14 protein-coding genes and 4 pseudogenes are annotated in these 15,367 nt (G+C 70.0%); 9 read left to right on the forward strand and 9 right to left on the reverse strand.

Features of this window, described 5'->3' with window-relative positions; all coding sequences use genetic code 11:
* Positions 1-54 precede the first annotated feature (54 nt).
* On the reverse strand, positions 55-951 hold the full coding sequence (locus ACGFYH_RS17360; RefSeq protein WP_393803979.1) for an LLM class flavin-dependent oxidoreductase: 897 nt from the start codon (positions 949-951) through the stop codon (positions 55-57).
* 299 nt (positions 952-1,250) lie between these two features.
* Here ACGFYH_RS17360 and ACGFYH_RS17365 point away from each other — a divergent pair, with 299 nt between their 5' ends.
* The 3 genes and pseudogenes from ACGFYH_RS17365 to ACGFYH_RS17375 all read left to right on the forward strand — a co-directional run.
* Positions 1,251-1,694: a hypothetical protein gene (locus ACGFYH_RS17365; RefSeq protein WP_393803980.1), complete on the forward strand. Its 444-nt coding sequence runs from the start codon at positions 1,251-1,253 to the stop codon at positions 1,692-1,694.
* Positions 1,695-1,807: 113 nt separating this feature from the next.
* Positions 1,808-2,056 carry a hypothetical protein gene (locus tag ACGFYH_RS17370; RefSeq protein ID WP_393803981.1) on the forward strand — a complete coding sequence of 83 codons (249 nt, stop codon included), beginning with the start codon at positions 1,808-1,810 and terminating at the stop codon, positions 2,054-2,056.
* A pseudogene (locus ACGFYH_RS17375) lies at positions 2,053-2,445 on the forward strand (DNA-binding protein); the annotation flags it as partial. The gene ACGFYH_RS17370 and the pseudogene ACGFYH_RS17375, both read left to right, overlap by 4 nt.
* A 59-nt stretch (positions 2,446-2,504) precedes the next feature.
* On the opposite strand, the pseudogene ACGFYH_RS17380 reads toward ACGFYH_RS17375, so the two are convergent.
* Positions 2,505-2,741 (reverse strand): annotated as a pseudogene (locus ACGFYH_RS17380) (LLM class flavin-dependent oxidoreductase); the annotation flags it as partial.
* 104 nt (positions 2,742-2,845) lie between these two features.
* On the opposite strand from ACGFYH_RS17380, the gene ACGFYH_RS17385 reads away from it, so the two are divergent.
* Positions 2,846-3,157: a hypothetical protein gene (locus ACGFYH_RS17385; RefSeq protein ID WP_393803982.1), complete on the forward strand. Its 312-nt coding sequence runs from the start codon at positions 2,846-2,848 to the stop codon at positions 3,155-3,157.
* 52 nt (positions 3,158-3,209) lie between these two features.
* A complete protein-coding gene (locus ACGFYH_RS17390) occupies positions 3,210-4,403 on the forward strand; it encodes a hypothetical protein (RefSeq protein WP_393803983.1) in 1,194 nt (397 codons plus the stop codon).
* Between the two features lie 311 nt (positions 4,404-4,714).
* Here the strand turns inward: ACGFYH_RS17390 and ACGFYH_RS17395 are convergent.
* The 5 genes and pseudogenes from ACGFYH_RS17395 to ACGFYH_RS17415 all read right to left on the reverse strand — a co-directional run.
* Positions 4,715-5,018 (reverse strand): annotated as a pseudogene (locus ACGFYH_RS17395) (LLM class flavin-dependent oxidoreductase); the annotation flags it as partial.
* Positions 5,015-5,473 carry a hypothetical protein gene (locus ACGFYH_RS17400; RefSeq protein WP_393803984.1) on the reverse strand — a complete coding sequence of 153 codons (459 nt, stop codon included), beginning with the start codon at positions 5,471-5,473 and terminating at the stop codon, positions 5,015-5,017. The gene ACGFYH_RS17400 and the pseudogene ACGFYH_RS17395, both read right to left, overlap by 4 nt.
* Before the next feature lie 6 nt (positions 5,474-5,479).
* A pseudogene (locus ACGFYH_RS17405) lies at positions 5,480-6,068 on the reverse strand (RNA 2'-phosphotransferase).
* A 110-nt stretch (positions 6,069-6,178) separates the two neighbouring features.
* The gene (locus ACGFYH_RS17410) at positions 6,179-7,936 is read right to left on the reverse strand and encodes an SDR family oxidoreductase (protein ID WP_393803985.1); all 1,758 of its coding nucleotides are present in this window, start codon (positions 7,934-7,936) and stop codon (positions 6,179-6,181) included.
* Positions 7,933-8,253 carry a hypothetical protein gene (locus tag ACGFYH_RS17415; protein ID WP_393803986.1) on the reverse strand — a complete coding sequence of 107 codons (321 nt, stop codon included), beginning with the start codon at positions 8,251-8,253 and terminating at the stop codon, positions 7,933-7,935. The genes ACGFYH_RS17410 and ACGFYH_RS17415 overlap by 4 nt, the downstream gene beginning before the upstream one ends.
* Positions 8,254-8,527: 274 nt before the next feature.
* Here ACGFYH_RS17415 and ACGFYH_RS17420 point away from each other — a divergent pair, with 274 nt between their 5' ends.
* Genes ACGFYH_RS17420 through ACGFYH_RS17435 form a run of 4 tightly spaced genes read left to right on the forward strand, consistent with a single transcriptional unit; the run spans position 8,528 to position 12,029 of the window.
* Complete coding sequence (locus ACGFYH_RS17420; protein ID WP_393804077.1) at positions 8,528-9,490, forward strand: ABC transporter ATP-binding protein; 963 nt, start codon at positions 8,528-8,530, stop codon at positions 9,488-9,490.
* On the forward strand, positions 9,480-10,388 hold the full coding sequence (locus ACGFYH_RS17425) for an ABC transporter permease (protein ID WP_393803987.1): 909 nt from the start codon (positions 9,480-9,482) through the stop codon (positions 10,386-10,388). The genes ACGFYH_RS17420 and ACGFYH_RS17425 overlap by 11 nt, the downstream gene beginning before the upstream one ends.
* Entirely contained in the window at positions 10,385-11,296 is a 912-nt protein-coding gene (locus tag ACGFYH_RS17430; RefSeq protein ID WP_393803988.1) for an ABC transporter ATP-binding protein, read from the forward strand. Before ACGFYH_RS17425 ends, ACGFYH_RS17430 begins: the two co-directional genes overlap by 4 nt.
* 13 nt (positions 11,297-11,309) lie before the next feature.
* Complete coding sequence (locus ACGFYH_RS17435) at positions 11,310-12,029, forward strand: ABC transporter permease subunit (RefSeq protein ID WP_393803989.1); 720 nt, start codon at positions 11,310-11,312, stop codon at positions 12,027-12,029.
* Positions 12,030-12,728: 699 nt separating this feature from the next.
* Here the strand turns inward: ACGFYH_RS17435 and ACGFYH_RS17440 are convergent.
* Both ACGFYH_RS17440 and serS read right to left on the reverse strand, forming a co-directional pair.
* Entirely contained in the window at positions 12,729-13,571 is an 843-nt protein-coding gene (locus ACGFYH_RS17440; RefSeq protein WP_393803990.1) for an HAD family hydrolase, read from the reverse strand.
* Positions 13,568-14,845, reverse strand: coding sequence for a serine--tRNA ligase (gene serS, locus ACGFYH_RS17445; RefSeq protein ID WP_393803991.1), 1,278 nt, complete (start codon positions 14,843-14,845; stop codon positions 13,568-13,570). Before serS ends, ACGFYH_RS17440 begins: the two co-directional genes overlap by 4 nt.
* Positions 14,846-15,367: the final 522 nt, after the last annotated feature.

A 15,367-nucleotide genomic window follows, 5' to 3' on the forward strand; every position in this document is an offset into this window, starting at 1 on the left:
TACGGCTCTCACCCCTCCTACCCGGTTGTCGTTCGCCCGCTCGAAGCCGCGCACTCAGTCCTCCAACTGCGCCGGCGCCTCCATGGCGATCCGCTCGAAGACCTTCTCGTCCGCGGTGAAGTCCGAGTCGGCGATCGGCCAGTGGACGACCAGCTCGGTGAAGCCCAGGTCCCGGTGCCGGCCGGCGAAGTCCACGAACGCGTCCACGGACGCCAGCGGGCGGCTGCGCTCCGGTGTGAAGCCGGTGAGCAGAACCCTGTCCAGCTCACCCACCTCGCGGCCGATCGCGGCGCAGGCGTCGGCCAGCCTGTCGCCCTGCTCCCGCAACGCCCGGTCCGACTGCTCGGGGGTTCCGTTCTCGAACAGCTTCGGGTCGCCGGTGGTCACCCACGCCTGCCCGTGCCGTGCGGCGAGCCGCAGTCCCCGCGGACCGGTCGCGGCCACCGCGAAGGGCAGCCGCGGCCGCTGTACGCAGCCCGGGATGTTGCGTGCCTCGTGTGCCGAGTAGTAGTCCCCCTCGTACGACACGGCGTCCTCGGTCAGCAGTCGGTCGAGCAGCGGCAGGAACTCGCCGAAGCGGTCCGCCCGCTCACGCGGCGTCCACGGTTCCTGGCCCAGCACCGTGGCGTCGAAACCGGTACCGCCCGCTCCTATGCCGAGCGTGACCCGGCCATGGGAGATGTCGTCGAGGGAGATCAGCTCCTTGGCGAGCGTCACCGGATGCCGGAAGTTCGGCGAGGTGACGAGGGTACCCAAACGCATACTCCGCGTAGCCGTCGCCGCTGCGGTCAACGTGGGTACTGCCCCGAACCACGGTCCGTCCCGGAAGGTGCGCCAGGAGAGGTGGTCGTAGGTGTAGGAGGCGTGAAAGCCGAGGTCTTCGGCGCGTTGCCAGACCTTCTGTCCCTCGCCCCAGCTGTGGATGGGAAGGATTACGGTGCTCAGTCGCATGCCTACGACCCTATGCTCCGGTGACAGGGAGCAACGGCAGCGCCGGACAATCCCGGCTGGGGCCGCCTCAGCCCTCGCGGTAGCGTGCGAAGACGCGGGCGCGCTCCTGCTCCCGGGTCCAGTCCGCGGCCGTCCGGTGGCATGGAGCCCCTTTTGCCAGCTCGAAGAACTGGCCGGCCGTCTGCCAGTCGCCTTGAGGATCACGATGGCGGAGAGCATGGGCTCGGTCCCCTCGCTGTCACGGCGGCAGGCGTCACCGAGCAGCTGGCTGATGATCGGGCCGCGGTAGTGGACGTTGTGTGCCTTTGCTCTCAGCTCTTCGCAGGCGGTTTCCCGGCCTGGACCTACCGTTCTTCGAACTGCCGCAAGAACTGACGGACTCGGACAGCATCGGTGTCATCTACGACGAGGTCGACGGGCTCAACTTCTATGCGGACTACGGAATGCTGAGGGAGCTCTTCGCGGACCCGGCTCTCGCGGGCCGCAGGCGGTACCAGGACCTGTTGCGCACGTACCTGCGCGAGGAGTCGATCGCGCCACTGCCGATCCGCCGACTGGCTGCCGCTCATCCGGAGACAGCCGACGCGGTGTTCCGGAAGTTGTTGCGGAAGCCCGGATTCACCTGGAGCGAGCACGGCGAGGCGCTGCTGCGCCGACGCAAGCCCTGGTACTACGCGAACGAACCCCGCCCCGGCGTCTCCGTGATCGGCGACAGACTCAGCGCGCTTGCCGTCGGCCGCTGACAGTCACCGATTCCCGTTGAGGCCCCGGGCCGCCGTCGGCTGCGGCCCATCGGAGCGGAGGAACCGCAGGCCGGAATCGCCCGAGGGTGTGCATACCGCAGTATGCTCGGAGCATGGCGGACACGACACGCATCACGGTGACACTGCCGACCGACCAGGTTCTCGAACTGCGGAAGCTCACCGACAATGTCTCCGGATATGTCGCCGAGGCGGTGGCACGTCAGCTACGGCACCAGTTGCTCGGCGCCGACCTGCGGCGTCACCAGGAAGAGCACGGGGCGTTCACCGAGGAAGAACTGGCCGAGGCCCGCTCCAGGATCTTCGGCACGGCGGACGCCGACGGATCGGCGAGCGCGGCGTGATCAAGCACGTCGAGACCGTCGTCCTGGACTCCGAGGGGCTCTCCGCCTGGATCGCTCAGGACCGCAGGATCCTCGCGATGTTCCAGGTCTTCCACGCCATGGGCGCCGATTTCGTCATCGGCGCCAACACCATCGTGGAAGTCAGCCATGCGCGGTTGAACATGCCTCGACTCCAGTGGGCGCTCTCTCGCGTCAAGGTTGAGCCGGTGACCGAGAGCGCCGCGAAAGCATCCGCGGAACTGCTCAAGGCCGCAGGGCTGCACGGCCACAAGTACGCGATCGACGCGACCGTGGCTGAGGTGGCACTGCGCCAGCCGGGTCCGGTGGCCATGCTGACGTCCGATGTCGACGACATGGCCCGATTGTGCGGCGACCGCGTCCGGCTCATCGGCATCCGAGCGGGCAACTGCACTCGCCGACCGAAGGGAATCTTCGCAGGTCAGGCTGCGATAGGTGAAAAAGCCTTGACCGAAGTCACGAGGGTGCCCAAACGCACACGCTGCGTCACCGTCGCTGCCGCCGCCAGTGTCGGGATCGCGCCGAACCACGGCCCGTCGCGGAAGCTCCGCCAGGAGAGATGGTCGTAGGTGTACGCGACGTGGAAGCCGAGGTCTTCGGCCTGCCGCCAGATCTTCTGTCCTTCGGCCCATCGGTGGATGGGAAGGATCACCGTGCTCAGACGCATGACTCCGACGTTACGCGGGCTCCCTGCCGCCACCGAGTGCCGACTGACAACGCGGATTCGGGAAACCACGCCGGCGTCGCGGCGGGGGTCGCTACCGTGGCGTCATGAGTACGCTGGGTAGAGCCGAACTCGAGGCCTTGATCGAAGAGGCGACGGTGGACGCCTACGGCGAGGACGAGCAGCGGACCGGCCTGTTCACCATGCTTGAGGAGCATCTCGATGTGCCCTTCACCACCGCGGTTCTCGGTGCAGAGGTGATGGTGCGCGGCGTCGACCTCACGCCCGACGGCAGGATCGTCGCCCTGTGCTCGCGTGGCCGTGTCCGCCAGCCGATCGGCATCCTGGACCTGCCGCTGCCCGCCCCCGCGCCCGAAGGTGCGGAGTGGATCGAGGCGTACCGCCACTGGGCCGGTTGAGGCCGGGCACCCCTCACTTCACACGGAACTGGCTTGCACGAGAGGGCTGAACGTGGCTGACGCAGCACAGGGCGCGGGTGGACCCTCGCTGTCCGACCTCATTGAGCGCAGCGCCGAGTTGAAGGGGGAACTGGTCGCTTTCGCTCAGAGTGCTCGCTTCGACCGGTGGTTGACGCCGCTTCTGCTGGAGGCCGCTGGGCCTGCGCGGCAGCTGGACGAGGGTGAGGCGATCCGGATCACCGACCACTTCATCCTGCGGTACCGGCTGCCGGACGGGTCGACCGTGGTGGACCGGTTCGTCGCCGGGCGGAAGGATCTGGCCGTGGCCGACCGGGAGATGCTGCTCGGCTGGCGTGACCCGGTCGAGGGCATCTTCGAGATCCAGCGCGATGACGGGGACGCCGTCGTCCTGCTCGACCTGGTCAGCGACCTGGCGTACCGCACCTACTCGAATATCGGGCGGGCGGCGTTCCGCGGAGTGTCCAAGGGGGGATTCCTCCACACCTGCCTGGTGCCCGTACAGCCGGCCCGCGGGGCGTGGCTGGTGTCCGGGGCGATGGCGTACTACCCCAGGTCCAGTGCCACCGACGTCGCACAGGCGGCGCTCGCACTGGCCACCAGCCAACCCGAGCTGGTCTTCCGCAACCCCCGGAAGATCGAGCAGGGATGGCAGCGGATGCGGGAGGATCGCGCCGCGTTCGTCGAGTTCTGCGGCGGCGACGAGCTGGTCCTTCCGCCTGCCGAAGCCGAGGGCCTCCTCAACGACTACTACCGCCACCGCCAGGAGGCCACCGTCGCCGCACAGCCCGGCCGTGCCCGGCGTCGGCGGTTCCCTGGACTGGACCTGCCCTTCTTCACGTTCCCGAGGGAACTGGCGGACTCGGACACCATCGGTGTCATCTACGACCAGGTCGACGGGCTCAATTTCTACGCCGACTACGGGATGTTGCGGGACCTCTTCGCGGACCCCGCCCGCACGGGCCGCCGGCGGCACCAGGATCTGCTGCGCACGTATCTGCGCGAGGAGTCGATCGCGCCATTGCCGATCCGACGTCTGGCCGCCGCCCACCCGGAGAGGGCTGACGAGGTGTTCCGGAAGCTGCTGCGGAAACCCGGATTCATCTGGAGCGAGCACGGTGAAGCGCTGCTGCGCCGACGCAAGCCCTGGTACTACGAGAGCGAGCCCCGTCCGGGCGTCTCGGTCGTCGGCGACCGCCTCAGCAGGCTCGCCGCCGGCTGCCGGTAGGCACGCGACCCGAAGGTGCCGCAGGCGGCGTTCGACCATGCCGTTTCCCTGGCCAAGGTGCGCCCCGTCACGGAGGAGAGATCGCACGTGCGGCGAGCAGACTGCTCGCCGCGGAAAGTCCGCACGGTCACCAGTACGCCATCGATGCGATGCTCGCCGCCACGGCTCACATGGAGCACGGCGACGTCACCGTCATCACGAGCGACACGGGCGACCTGCGCCGGCTGTGCCTTCCTCGCAATGCCGTCGAGTCGATCTGAGCACCCACGTCGCTCTGCCCCGAGCCCCTGCCGTGGTTCCGCAGGTCAGCGCGTGATGGGTGACCGAGGGTTGACTGAGATCACCAGGGTGCTCAGACGCAATCGCTCGGTGACGGCCGAGGCGGCGGTGAGCGTCGGCACGGCACCGAACCACGGGCCGTCCCGGAAGCTCCGCCAGGAGAGGTGGTCGTAGGTGTACGCAGTGTGGAAACCGAGCTGCTCGGCACGGGTCCAGGTCGAACGACCGCCCTCGTGGCAGCGGCGGTACGGAAAGGTCACGGTGCTCAGGCGCGGACTCGTGCTTCCGAGCCTGTGCGCCTGTCCCGGTTTCACGTGAAACAGCCTTCGCCGTCACCGTACGCGACTGCTCAGCCACGGGTTGAGGAAGACCATCGGCACGTACTCCTTGTGGGTGCGGTCACCGGGGAGGGGCACGATCAGGTGGTAGCCGGGTGGGAAACGGCGCCCCTTGACGAAGGCGCGGTCGCCGAAGACGGAGCGCAGGAAGGCGGGGACCTCGTCGCGCGGGATGTCGGGGCACTCCACGTTCTCGACGGTGATGACGGCGTCGTCCTCGGGAAAAAGCCGGACGCTCACCCGGGGGACGCCGCCGAACTCGACGAACGCCTCATGCGGGAGGGAACCGTCGGCGTCGGTGGTCACGCCCACGCCCGCGGCGCTGCGGCGTGAGGTCTGGTCGGCGCCGATGTCGTCGGTGACCTCGATCTCCAACGCGTACTCCTCGGCGATGGCGCGGAGGGCGGTGACGGCGGCCTGGGTGGTGGGCAGGTGATTCATGCCTTCGATCATGCTGGGTCAGCGCGAGGCGGGAAAGCGGAGATCGCGGGGCGGCACGCTCTTCGTCTCAGCCAGACCCCGTTCGCGCTGACGTGGAAGACGTGCCCGTCGCGGTGCATGGCGCCGGCGTCCACCGAGACCACCACCGGCCGGCCGCGGCGTGCCCCGACCCGGGTCGCGGTCTCACGGTCCGGCGAGAGGTGCACTTCGTGCCGGTTCATCGGCCGCAGTCCCTCCGCCCGGATCGCGTCCAGATGCGGGCGACGGTCCCGTGGTAAAGGTACGGCGGCGGGGTCGCCGTGGGCAGTCCGAGATCCACGTTGATGCTGTGGCCCTGATTGGCGCGGATACGAGTGCCCTCGGCGGCGAAGCGCCGCTTGTCGTTGGTGGCGACCACGTGGTCGAGCTCTTAGCGGGTGAAGTGGAAGCCGTGCGCGGCGCCGACGGCGATCAGTGTGCCGATCTCGGCCCGGCCGCCCTCGTCGAGGGTGAGCCCGAGTCTCTCCGGCTGGTGGCGCAGGTGCTTCGACGGATACTTGTACCCCTTCACCGAGCGCCGGTCACCGCGCCTGCCGTCGCCTCCGCCGTCCGTGGGTTCCTGTTGCATGGCACCAGCCTGCCCAGTGAGACGTGCGTCACGCGATCGGTTGTGTGGCCGAGGTTTGATCCACAGTCAAGTCGAGTTATCCACAGGCCCGTTGGGGGTTTCTGTGGAAACTACACGGGCGGCTTCATCCGGGCGAGTCGCCTCAGCAGCCCGGGTGCGTAACGGGACATGAGGTGAGCGCCTCGCGCCTCCGGCGTCACCGGGACCACCGCTCTGTTGTGGACGACCGCCTCGAGGACGGCGTCGGCCACCTTCTCCGGCGGGTAGTTGCGCATCCCGTACAGCCGGGCGGCGCGCTGCCGCCTGCGCTTCTCCTCGTCCGCGTCGACACCCGCGAAGTGCGCCGTGGAAGTGATGTCGGTGTTGACGATGCCGGGGCAGATCGCCGTGACCCCGATCCCCTGACCGGCCAGTTCGGCGCGCAGGCACTCGCTCAGCATCAGCACGGCCGCCTTGGAGGTGCCGTAGGCCGGCAACGCCCTGGAGGGCTGGAAGGCCGCCGCCGACGCGGTGTTGACGATGTGACCGCCCTGCCCGCGCTCCGCCATCTGCCGCCCGAACAGACGGCAGCCGTGGATCACGCCCCACAGGTTGACGTCGAGGATCTTCCTCCAGTCCGCCGCGGTGGTGTCGAAGAAGGAGCCCGACAGACCGATCCCCGCGTTGTTCACGAGCACGTCCACCACGCCGTACTCGGCGGCGACCCTGGCCGCCAGCTTCTCCATGGCCTGCTCGTCGGAGACGTCGACGGTCTCCGCCCAGGCGGCCGGCGCACCGATCAGCCGGGACAGCTCCGCGGTACGGGCGGCGGCCTCGGCGTCCCGGTCGACGGCCACCACGCGCGCACCGGCCTCGGCGAACGCGACCGCCGTCGCCCTCCCGATGCCGTTGCCAGCGCCGGTGACCAGGACCAACTGCCCGCCGAAGCGGTCGGCGTACTTCCCGCTCGGCGCGCTCTCCGGTCGTCCGTCCTCGGTGGCGGTGACGAACTGCGTGATCCAGTCCGCCAGCCGGTCCGGCCGGGTGCGCGGCACCCAGTGCTTGGCGGGCAGCACGCGCCGTGTCAGCCGCGGCGCCCACAGCTCCAGCCCGTCGTAGAGCCGCTCCGACAGGAAGGCGTCGCCGAGGGGCGTGATGAGCTGCACGGGCGCGTGTGCGTAGGCGTCCTCGCGCGGACGGCGCAGCCGGGGCCGGACGTTGTCCCGGTACAGCCACGCCCCGTGCGCCGCGTCCGAGGGCAGCGACGCGGTCGGGTAGTCGCCGCCGGGCACCTTCTCGACGCGCTCCAGGATGCCCGGCCAGCGCTTGCCGAGGGGACCGCGCCAGGCCAGTTCGGGCAGGACGGGGGTGTGGAGCAGACAGACGTACCAGGACTTGGCGCCCTGGGCGAGGAGCTGTCCGACCCGGCGCGGGGTGGGGCGCCTGAGGCGCTCGTCGATCCAGTGCCCGAAGTGGTCGAGGGAGGGCCCGGACATGGAGGTGAAGGACGCGACGCGGCCTTCGGTGCGCTTGACCGTCACGAACTCCCAGGACTGCACCGAGCCCCAGTCGTGGCCCACCAGGTGCACCGGGCGGTCCGGGCTGACCGCGTCGGCCACGGCGAGGAAGTCGTCCGTCAGCTTCTCCAGGGTGAACCCGCCGCGCAGCGGGCTCGGCGCGGTGGACCGGCCGTGGCCGCGGACGTCGTAAAGGACCACGTGGAAGCGCCCGGCGAGGCGGGCGGCCACCTCGGACCAGACCTCCTTGCTGTCCGGGTAGCCGTGCACCAGGACGACCGTGGGCTGCCACGGGTCGCCCAGCTCGGCCACGCACAGCTCGACCCCGCCCGTGCGCACCCAGCGTTCCCGCGCGCCGTCCAGCACCGTCATCTCTCCTCCGCCCAGCGCCGCACGTGCGGCAGGTCGTCGTCCGGCCAGAAGGCGCTCTCCTCGGGATCCGCGGAGTCGGTGACGACCAGGATCTCCCCGGACTTCGCGCCGGTACCCCGGAAACCGAGGTGGTGTTCGACCGCCCGCAGCCGCACACCTCGCTCCCGCAGCCACTCGCGCCGCGTCCGGGCCGCCTCCCGCTCGGTCCCTCCGGGCGTCGGCCGGGCCGCCACGGCCTCGGCGCACTCGTAGGCGAGCCGCTGTACCTCCCGGAAACCCCGCAGATCCGTGCGGAGTCCGGACGCCGTCGTCGTCATGCCACCCCCGTTCCACCGTCCCGGCGCGGTCCGCAATCCACCGTCCCGGCGCGGTCCGCGTCGACCGTGCTACTCGCCCGTAACGTGACGCCGCCGAATCTCCCAGTTGTTAGACCCGACGTCAATAGCACGGTGGCTGCGATCTCGGAGCGCCGTACCGTGGCTCTCGGGTACGGCATCCCCTACGGGCCCGTACTACTCGAGTCTGACGCCAAGACGGCTCTCCGGTCTGACGACCGCAGTGGCGGGCGTCACTACTGTCGTTGCTGTGACTGTGATCGCGACCGAAAGCCTGAGCAAGCGGTACCCCCGGGTGACCGCGCTCGACCGGCTCTCCGTGGACGTCGGACCCGGTGTGACCGGACTCGTCGGCTCCAACGGCGCCGGCAAGTCCACTCTGATCAAGATCCTGCTGGGTCTGTCTCCCGCCACCGAGGGCCGGGCCGAAGTGCTCGGACTCGATGTCGCCACCAAGGGCGCCGACATCCGCGAGCGGGTCGGCTACATGCCGGAACACGACTGCCTGCCACCCGACGTCTCGGCCACCGAGTTCGTCGTCCACATGGCACGCATGTCCGGCCTGCCGCCCACCGCCGCCCGCGAGCGCACGGCCGACACCCTGCGCCACGTCGGCCTGTACGAGGAGCGCTACCGGCCCATCGGTGGCTACTCGACCGGTATGAAACAGCGCGTGAAGCTCGCGCAGGCCCTGGTCCACGACCCCCGGCTGGTCTTCCTCGACGAGCCGACCAACGGCCTCGACCCGGTCGGCCGCGACGAGATGCTCGGCCTCATCCGCCGCATCCACACCGACTTCGGCATCTCCGTCCTGGTCACCTCACACCTGCTGGGCGAACTGGAACGCACCTGCGACCACGTCGTCGTCGTGGACGGCGGCAAGCTGTTGCGGTCCAGCTCCACCACGGACTTCACCCAGACCACCACGACCCTCGCGATCGAGGTCACCGACACCGACGAACACCCCGACGGCACCCGCGCGGTGCGCGACGCGCTCGACGCCCTCGGGGTGAGCGCCCAGGACGGCAGCGGCCTGCCCGGCGCCGGCCACGTCCTGCTGCTCACCTCGGCGGGCGAGGAGACCTACGACCTGGTCCGGGACGTCATCGCCGACCTCGGCCTCGGCCTGGTGCGCATGGAGCAGCGCCGGCACCACATCTCGGAGGTCTTCACCGACAGCGACGCAGAACGGAAGGAGGCGGTCGGCCATGGCAGCTGAACAGCCCACAGCCACGGTGCCGGGTGACCAGACCCGCATCCACAACATCGGCTACCGCAACTACGACGGCCCCCGCCTCGGCCGCGCCTACGCCCGCCGCTCGCTGTACTCGCAGTCCCTGCGCGGCGCCTACGGCCTCGGGCGCTCGGCCAAGGCCAAGGTCCTGCCGATGCTGCTGTTCGTGGTGATGTGCCTGCCGGCGGCCATCATGGTCGCCGTGGCCGTCGCCACCAAGGCCAACGACCTGCCCCTCGACTACACGCGTTACGCGATCGTCCTGCAGGCCGTCATCAGCCTCTACGTCGCGGCCCAGGCACCCCAGTCGGTCTCGCGGGACCTGCGCTTCAAGACCGTGCCGCTGTACTTCTCCCGGCCGATCGAGACCTCGGACTACGTCCGCGCCAAGTACGCGTCGCTGGCCTCGGCCCTGTTCATCCTCACCGCCGCGCCCCTGCTGGTGCTCTACGTGGGCGCGCTGCTGGCCAAGCTCGACTTCGCGGACCAGACCAAGGGGTTCGCACAGGGACTCGTCTCCGTGGCACTGCTCTCGCTGCTCTTCGCCGGTCTCGGCCTGGTCGTCGCCTCGGTCACCCCGCGCCGCGGCTTCGGCATCGCGGCCGTCATCGCCGTCCTGACCATCACCTACGGCGCGGTCTCCACGCTCCAGGCCATCGCGGACGTCCAGGGCAGCTCGGGAGCCGTGGCCTGGATCGGCCTGTTCTCGCCGATCACGCTCATCGACGGAGTGCAGTCCGCCTTCCTGGGCGCCACCTCGGCCTTCCCCGGCGGGGTCGGCCCGAGCAACGGCGAGGGCGCGGTCTACGTCCTCGTCACCCTGGGTCTGATCGCCGGCGCCTACGGCCTGCTGATGCGCCGCTACACGAAGGTGGGACTGTGACCACGCTGAACATCGACCACGTCTCCCGCTGGTTCGGCAACGTGGTCGCCGTCAACGACATCACCATGACGGTCGGACCGGGCGTCACCGGTCTGCTCGGCCCCAACGGCGCGGGTAAGTCCACCCTCATCAACATGATGGGCGGCTTTCTCGCCCCCTCCACCGGCAGCGTCACTCTCGACGGCCAGCACGTCTGGCGCAACGAGGCCATCTACAAGCACATCGGCATCGTCCCCGAGCGGGAGGCGATGTACGACTTCCTCACCGGCCGCGAGTTCGTCCTCGCCAACGCCGAACTGCACGGCCTGGGCGCCAAGGCGGCCGACGAGGCGCTCGCCACCGTGGAGATGGCCCACGCGCAGGACCGGAAGATCGCCACATACTCCAAGGGCATGCGCCAGCGCGTGAAGATGGCCTCCGCCCTCGTCCACCAGCCCTCGCTGCTCCTGCTCGACGAGCCGTTCAACGGCATGGACCCGCGCCAGCGCATGCAGTTGATGGACCTGCTGCGGCGCATGGGCGACGAGGGCCGCACCGTGCTGTTCTCCTCGCACATCCTCGAAGAGGTCGAACAGCTCGCGCGGCACATCGAGGTCATCGTCGCCGGACGTCACGCGGCCAGCGGCGACTTCCGCAAGATCCGCCGCCTGATGACGGACCGGCCGCACCGTTACCTGGTGCGTTCCAGCGACGACCGGGCCCTCGCGGCAGCGCTGATCGCCGACCCGTCGACCTCCGGCATCGAGGTCGACCTCGCCGAGGGCGCCCTGCGCATCCAGGCCGTCGACTTCGGCCGGTTCACGGCCCTGCTGCCGAAGGTCGCCCGCGACCACGGCATCCGGCTGCTCACGGTCTCGCCGTCCGACGAGTCCCTCGAGTCCGTCTTCTCGTATCTCGTCGCGGCGTAGGAGGCCGAAAGAAATGTACGACCCCACAGTCGCCCGACTCACCTACCGGGCCCTGCTCGGCCGCCGCCGGGCCCTCATCCTGGGCGCGCTCCCCCTGCTGCTGCTCGTCATCGCCGTCGCCGTGCGCGCGCTCGCCGGAGCCGACGACCAGACCGCTGCGGACGTGCTCGGCGGGTTCGCCCTCGCCACCATGGTGCCGATCATCGGCGTCATCGCCGGCACCGGCGCCATCGGCCCCGAGATCGACGACGGATCGGTGGTGTACCTGCTGTCCAAGCCGATCAAGCGGCCGACGATCATCTTCACCAAGCTGATCGTCGCCGTCGCCGTGACGATGGTCTTCTCCGCCGTGCCCACCCTGCTCGCCGGCCTGATCCTCAACGGCAACGGCCAGCAGGTCGCCGTCGCCTACACGATCGCCGCGCTGGTCGCCTCCATCGCCTACGCCGCGCTGTTCCTGCTGCTGGGCACGGTGTCCCGGCACGCGGTGGTCTTCGGGCTCGTCTACGCCCTCGTCTGGGAGGCCCTGTTCGGCTCCCTGGTGCCGGGCGCCCGCACGCTGAGCGTCCAGCAGTGGTCGCTGGCGGTGGCCCAGAAGGTCGCCGACGGCAACCTGGTCACCTCCGACGTCGGCCTGCCGACCGCGACGGTGCTGCTCGCCGGGGTGACCGTGCTCGCGACCTGGTACGCCGGCCAGAAGCTGCGGTCGCTGACACTCGCCGGAGAGGAGTGACCGGGCCCCGGCCCTGACGGGGACTTCACCCGGGCCCGGGCGCACCCGGCCCAGGAGAGGCACGGACACGGACGTACGAAGCCTGCGGAAACGCACGGCGACGTACGGAGCCTGCGGAAACGCACGGCTGGGGGAGAACCGGACGGGGCCGCGCACCTCGGCGGGACGGGTGCGAGCACCCGGAAGACCGCCCCGATGACGCGCCGTCCGGGACGGCCCCGCCCTGGACGAGGAGTTCAGACGCGAGGCCGGGATTTCCGAGCCGTCGGCCCGGGCCCGGTGGCTGTCGCCCCCGTCGGCGCCGCGAGCAGCCGGAGCCGCAGCCGCGGTGCTCCGGCGAGCCGCCCGCGGGCTTGGTTCCTCAGCGGGGTCCGCCGACGGCGCGAGTGGCGCCGGGGCTGACGCGACGTTTGTCCGGGGCCGCCTCGCGGGTCCGGGCTGTACGTCCGCTTTTAATCGGTGGCGCCCGGCTTGCCGCGGCGTCACTGTGGGGGATGCACGAGGCCGGACGGCGCCGGTGCAACGGGAGGCCGCTTCGAGCACGCGGGACACCTCGCGTGGGCCGACCCGACGGGGACGTCGGCGCCGTCCGGACCGTGCGTCAGAGCCGCGGGCGAGGAGCCCCGGGCCGGCATCGGGCGGACAGCGCCGGAGCCGGGGCAACGGGGCCGGAGCCGGCCGACCGGGCCGCTGGAGCCGTCAGGCCGACAGCCGCTCCAGTACCACCGCGATGCCGTCCTCGTCGTTGGAGGACGTCACCTCGTCGGCCACCGCCTTCAGCTCCGGATGGGCGTTGGCCATCGCCACGCCACGGGCGGCCCAGCCGAACATCGGGACGTCGTTGGGCATGTCGCCGAACGCGATCGTGTCCGCGGCCCTCAGACCGAGCCGGCGTGCCGCCAGCGACAGACCGGTCGCCTTGGACAGGCCGAGGGGGAGCAGCTCGACGATGCCCGCACCGGCCATGGTCACCGTGACGAAGCCACCCGCGATGCGCCGGGCCGCCTCGGCCAGCTCGTCGTCCGAGAGGGCCGGGTGCTGGATGTAGATCTTGTTCAGCGGAGCCGACCACAGGTCCGATGCGTCGGTGAACGGCACCGCGGGGAGGTCGCCCCCGACCTCGTAGCCCGGGCCGACCAGTACGTCGCCGTCCAGACCGTCGCGGCTCGCCGCCAGATACAGCGGGCCGGTCTCCGCCTCGATCTTGGCCAGCGCCACCCCGGCCAGCTGCCGGTCCAGCGTCACGGAGGTCAGCAGCCGGTGCTCCCCGGCGTGGTAGACCTGCGCACCCTGTCCGCAGACGGCCAGCCCGTCGTAACCGAGGTCGTCGAGGATGTGCCGGGTCCACGGAACCGCCCGCCCGGTGACCACGATGTGGGCCGCGCCCGCCGCGGTGGCCGCGGTGAGCGCGTCACGGGTGCGCTGCGAGATCGTGTCGTCGCCGCGCAGCAGCGTGCCGTCGAGGTCGGTGGCGATCAGCCGGTACGGGAAGCTCCCGGCGGAGCCGGCGTCGGGGGCCGTGGCGGTGCCGGTGTCGGTCACTTGGTCACCGGCTCCAGGACCTCCCGGCCGCCCAGGTACGGACGCAGCACCTCGGGCACGCGGACCGAACCGTCGGCCTGCTGGTGGTTCTCCAGGATCGCCACGATCGTGCGCGGAACGGCGCACAGCGTGCCGTTGAGGGTGGCCAGCGGACGCACCTTCTTGTCCTCGCGGACCCGGATCGACAGCCGGCGGGACTGGAACTCGGTGCAGTCCGAGGTCGAGGTCAGCTCGCGGTACTTGCCCTGGGTCGGGATCCAGGCCTCGCAGTCGTACTTGCGTGCGGCCGAGGAGCCCAGGTCGGCGGAGGCCACGTCGATCACCCGGAACGGCAGCTCCAGCGACGTCAGCCACTGCTTCTCCCACTCCAGCAGGCGCTGGTGCTCGGCCTGCGAGTCCTCCGGGAGGACGTAGGAGAACATCTCGACCTTGTCGAACTGGTGCACGCGGAAGATGCCCCGGGTGTCCTTGCCGTGCGAGCCAGCCTCGCGGCGGAAGCAGGGCGAGAAACCGGCGTAGCGCAGCGGCAGGTGGTCCGCGTCCAGGATCTCGTCCATGTGGTACGCGGCGAGCGGCACCTCGGACGTGCCGACCAGGTACAGGTCGTCCTTGTCGAGGTGGTAGACGTCCTGCGCGGCCTGGCCGAGGAAGCCGGTGCCGGCCATCGACTGCGGGCGCACCAGCGCAGGGGTCAGCATCGGGGTGAAGCCGGCCGCCGTGGCCTGTGCGATCGCCGCGTTGACCAGGGCGAGCTCCAGGAGCGCGCCCACGCCGGTCAGGAAGTAGAAGCGCGAGCCGGAGACCTTGGCGCCGCGCTCGACGTCGATGGCGCCCAGGAGCTGGCCCAGCTCCAGGTGGTCGCGGGGCTCGAAGCCCTCCGCCGTGAAGTCGCGGTGGGTGCCGTGCGTCTCCAGCGTGACGAAGTCCTCCTCACCGCCCACGGGTACGTCGGGGTGAACGAGGTTGCCGAGACGCTGGAGCAGCTCCTGGGTCTCGGTGTCGGCCGCGTCGCGCTCGACGCCGGCGGCCTTGACGTCGGTCTTGAGCTGCTCGGCTCGCTTGAGCAGCTCGGCCTTCTCGTCTCCGGAGGCCTTGCCGATCAGTTTGCCCAGGCCTTTCTGCTCGGCGCGCAGCTCGTCGAAGCGGACGCCGGACGACCTGCGCCGTTCGTCGGCGGACAGGAGGGAGTCGACGAGCGCGACGTCCTCTCCACGGGCGCGCTGCGACGCGCGCACACGGTCGGGGTCCTCACGGAGCAGGCGAAGGTCAATCACGCGGTCAAGGCTACCGGTGTGCGGTGACGCGTCTCGACTCGCTATTGCCGCACACGGATCTCGCGCTCCGTTATATGGGGATTGTTCCCTTCTGTGCCTTGGGCGTTCCGCATGGCTCGGCATGACTCGGCATGGCTTCTTTCGTCAATGAAAGGAGCCCGAACCGCTGGAACGAGGCAGGATGCGGACGGTGGGTTGACCGGATCCCCTTGTGGAGAACGGAACTTGAGGGACTCACCGTCCACAGGAATCCACGTTCCGGGAACGTCTCAGGAAAGTTATCCACAGGCTGTGTGAAAGATCTGTGGATCGATGGAAGTGATCATTCCTAATTCTTGGAGGCGGCTCTCCCAAACCCCCCACGCTCCCACTTTCGAGTGGAAACGGGGCACCCGGTGTCACTCTGGAGTGTGGCGGGCAAAAGACAGGTGGACGAAGGGTGACCTGCGAGTCTGTGGAGGAAGTGGGCGGCTGTAGGGGGATTTGTCGACCGAATGCCGCTTCGTTGTCGACTTGTCCCCA

Origin of the sequence: Streptomyces sp. NPDC048392, assembly GCF_043200575.1 — a bacterium.
Classification (GTDB): domain Bacteria; phylum Actinomycetota; class Actinomycetes; order Streptomycetales; family Streptomycetaceae; genus Streptomyces.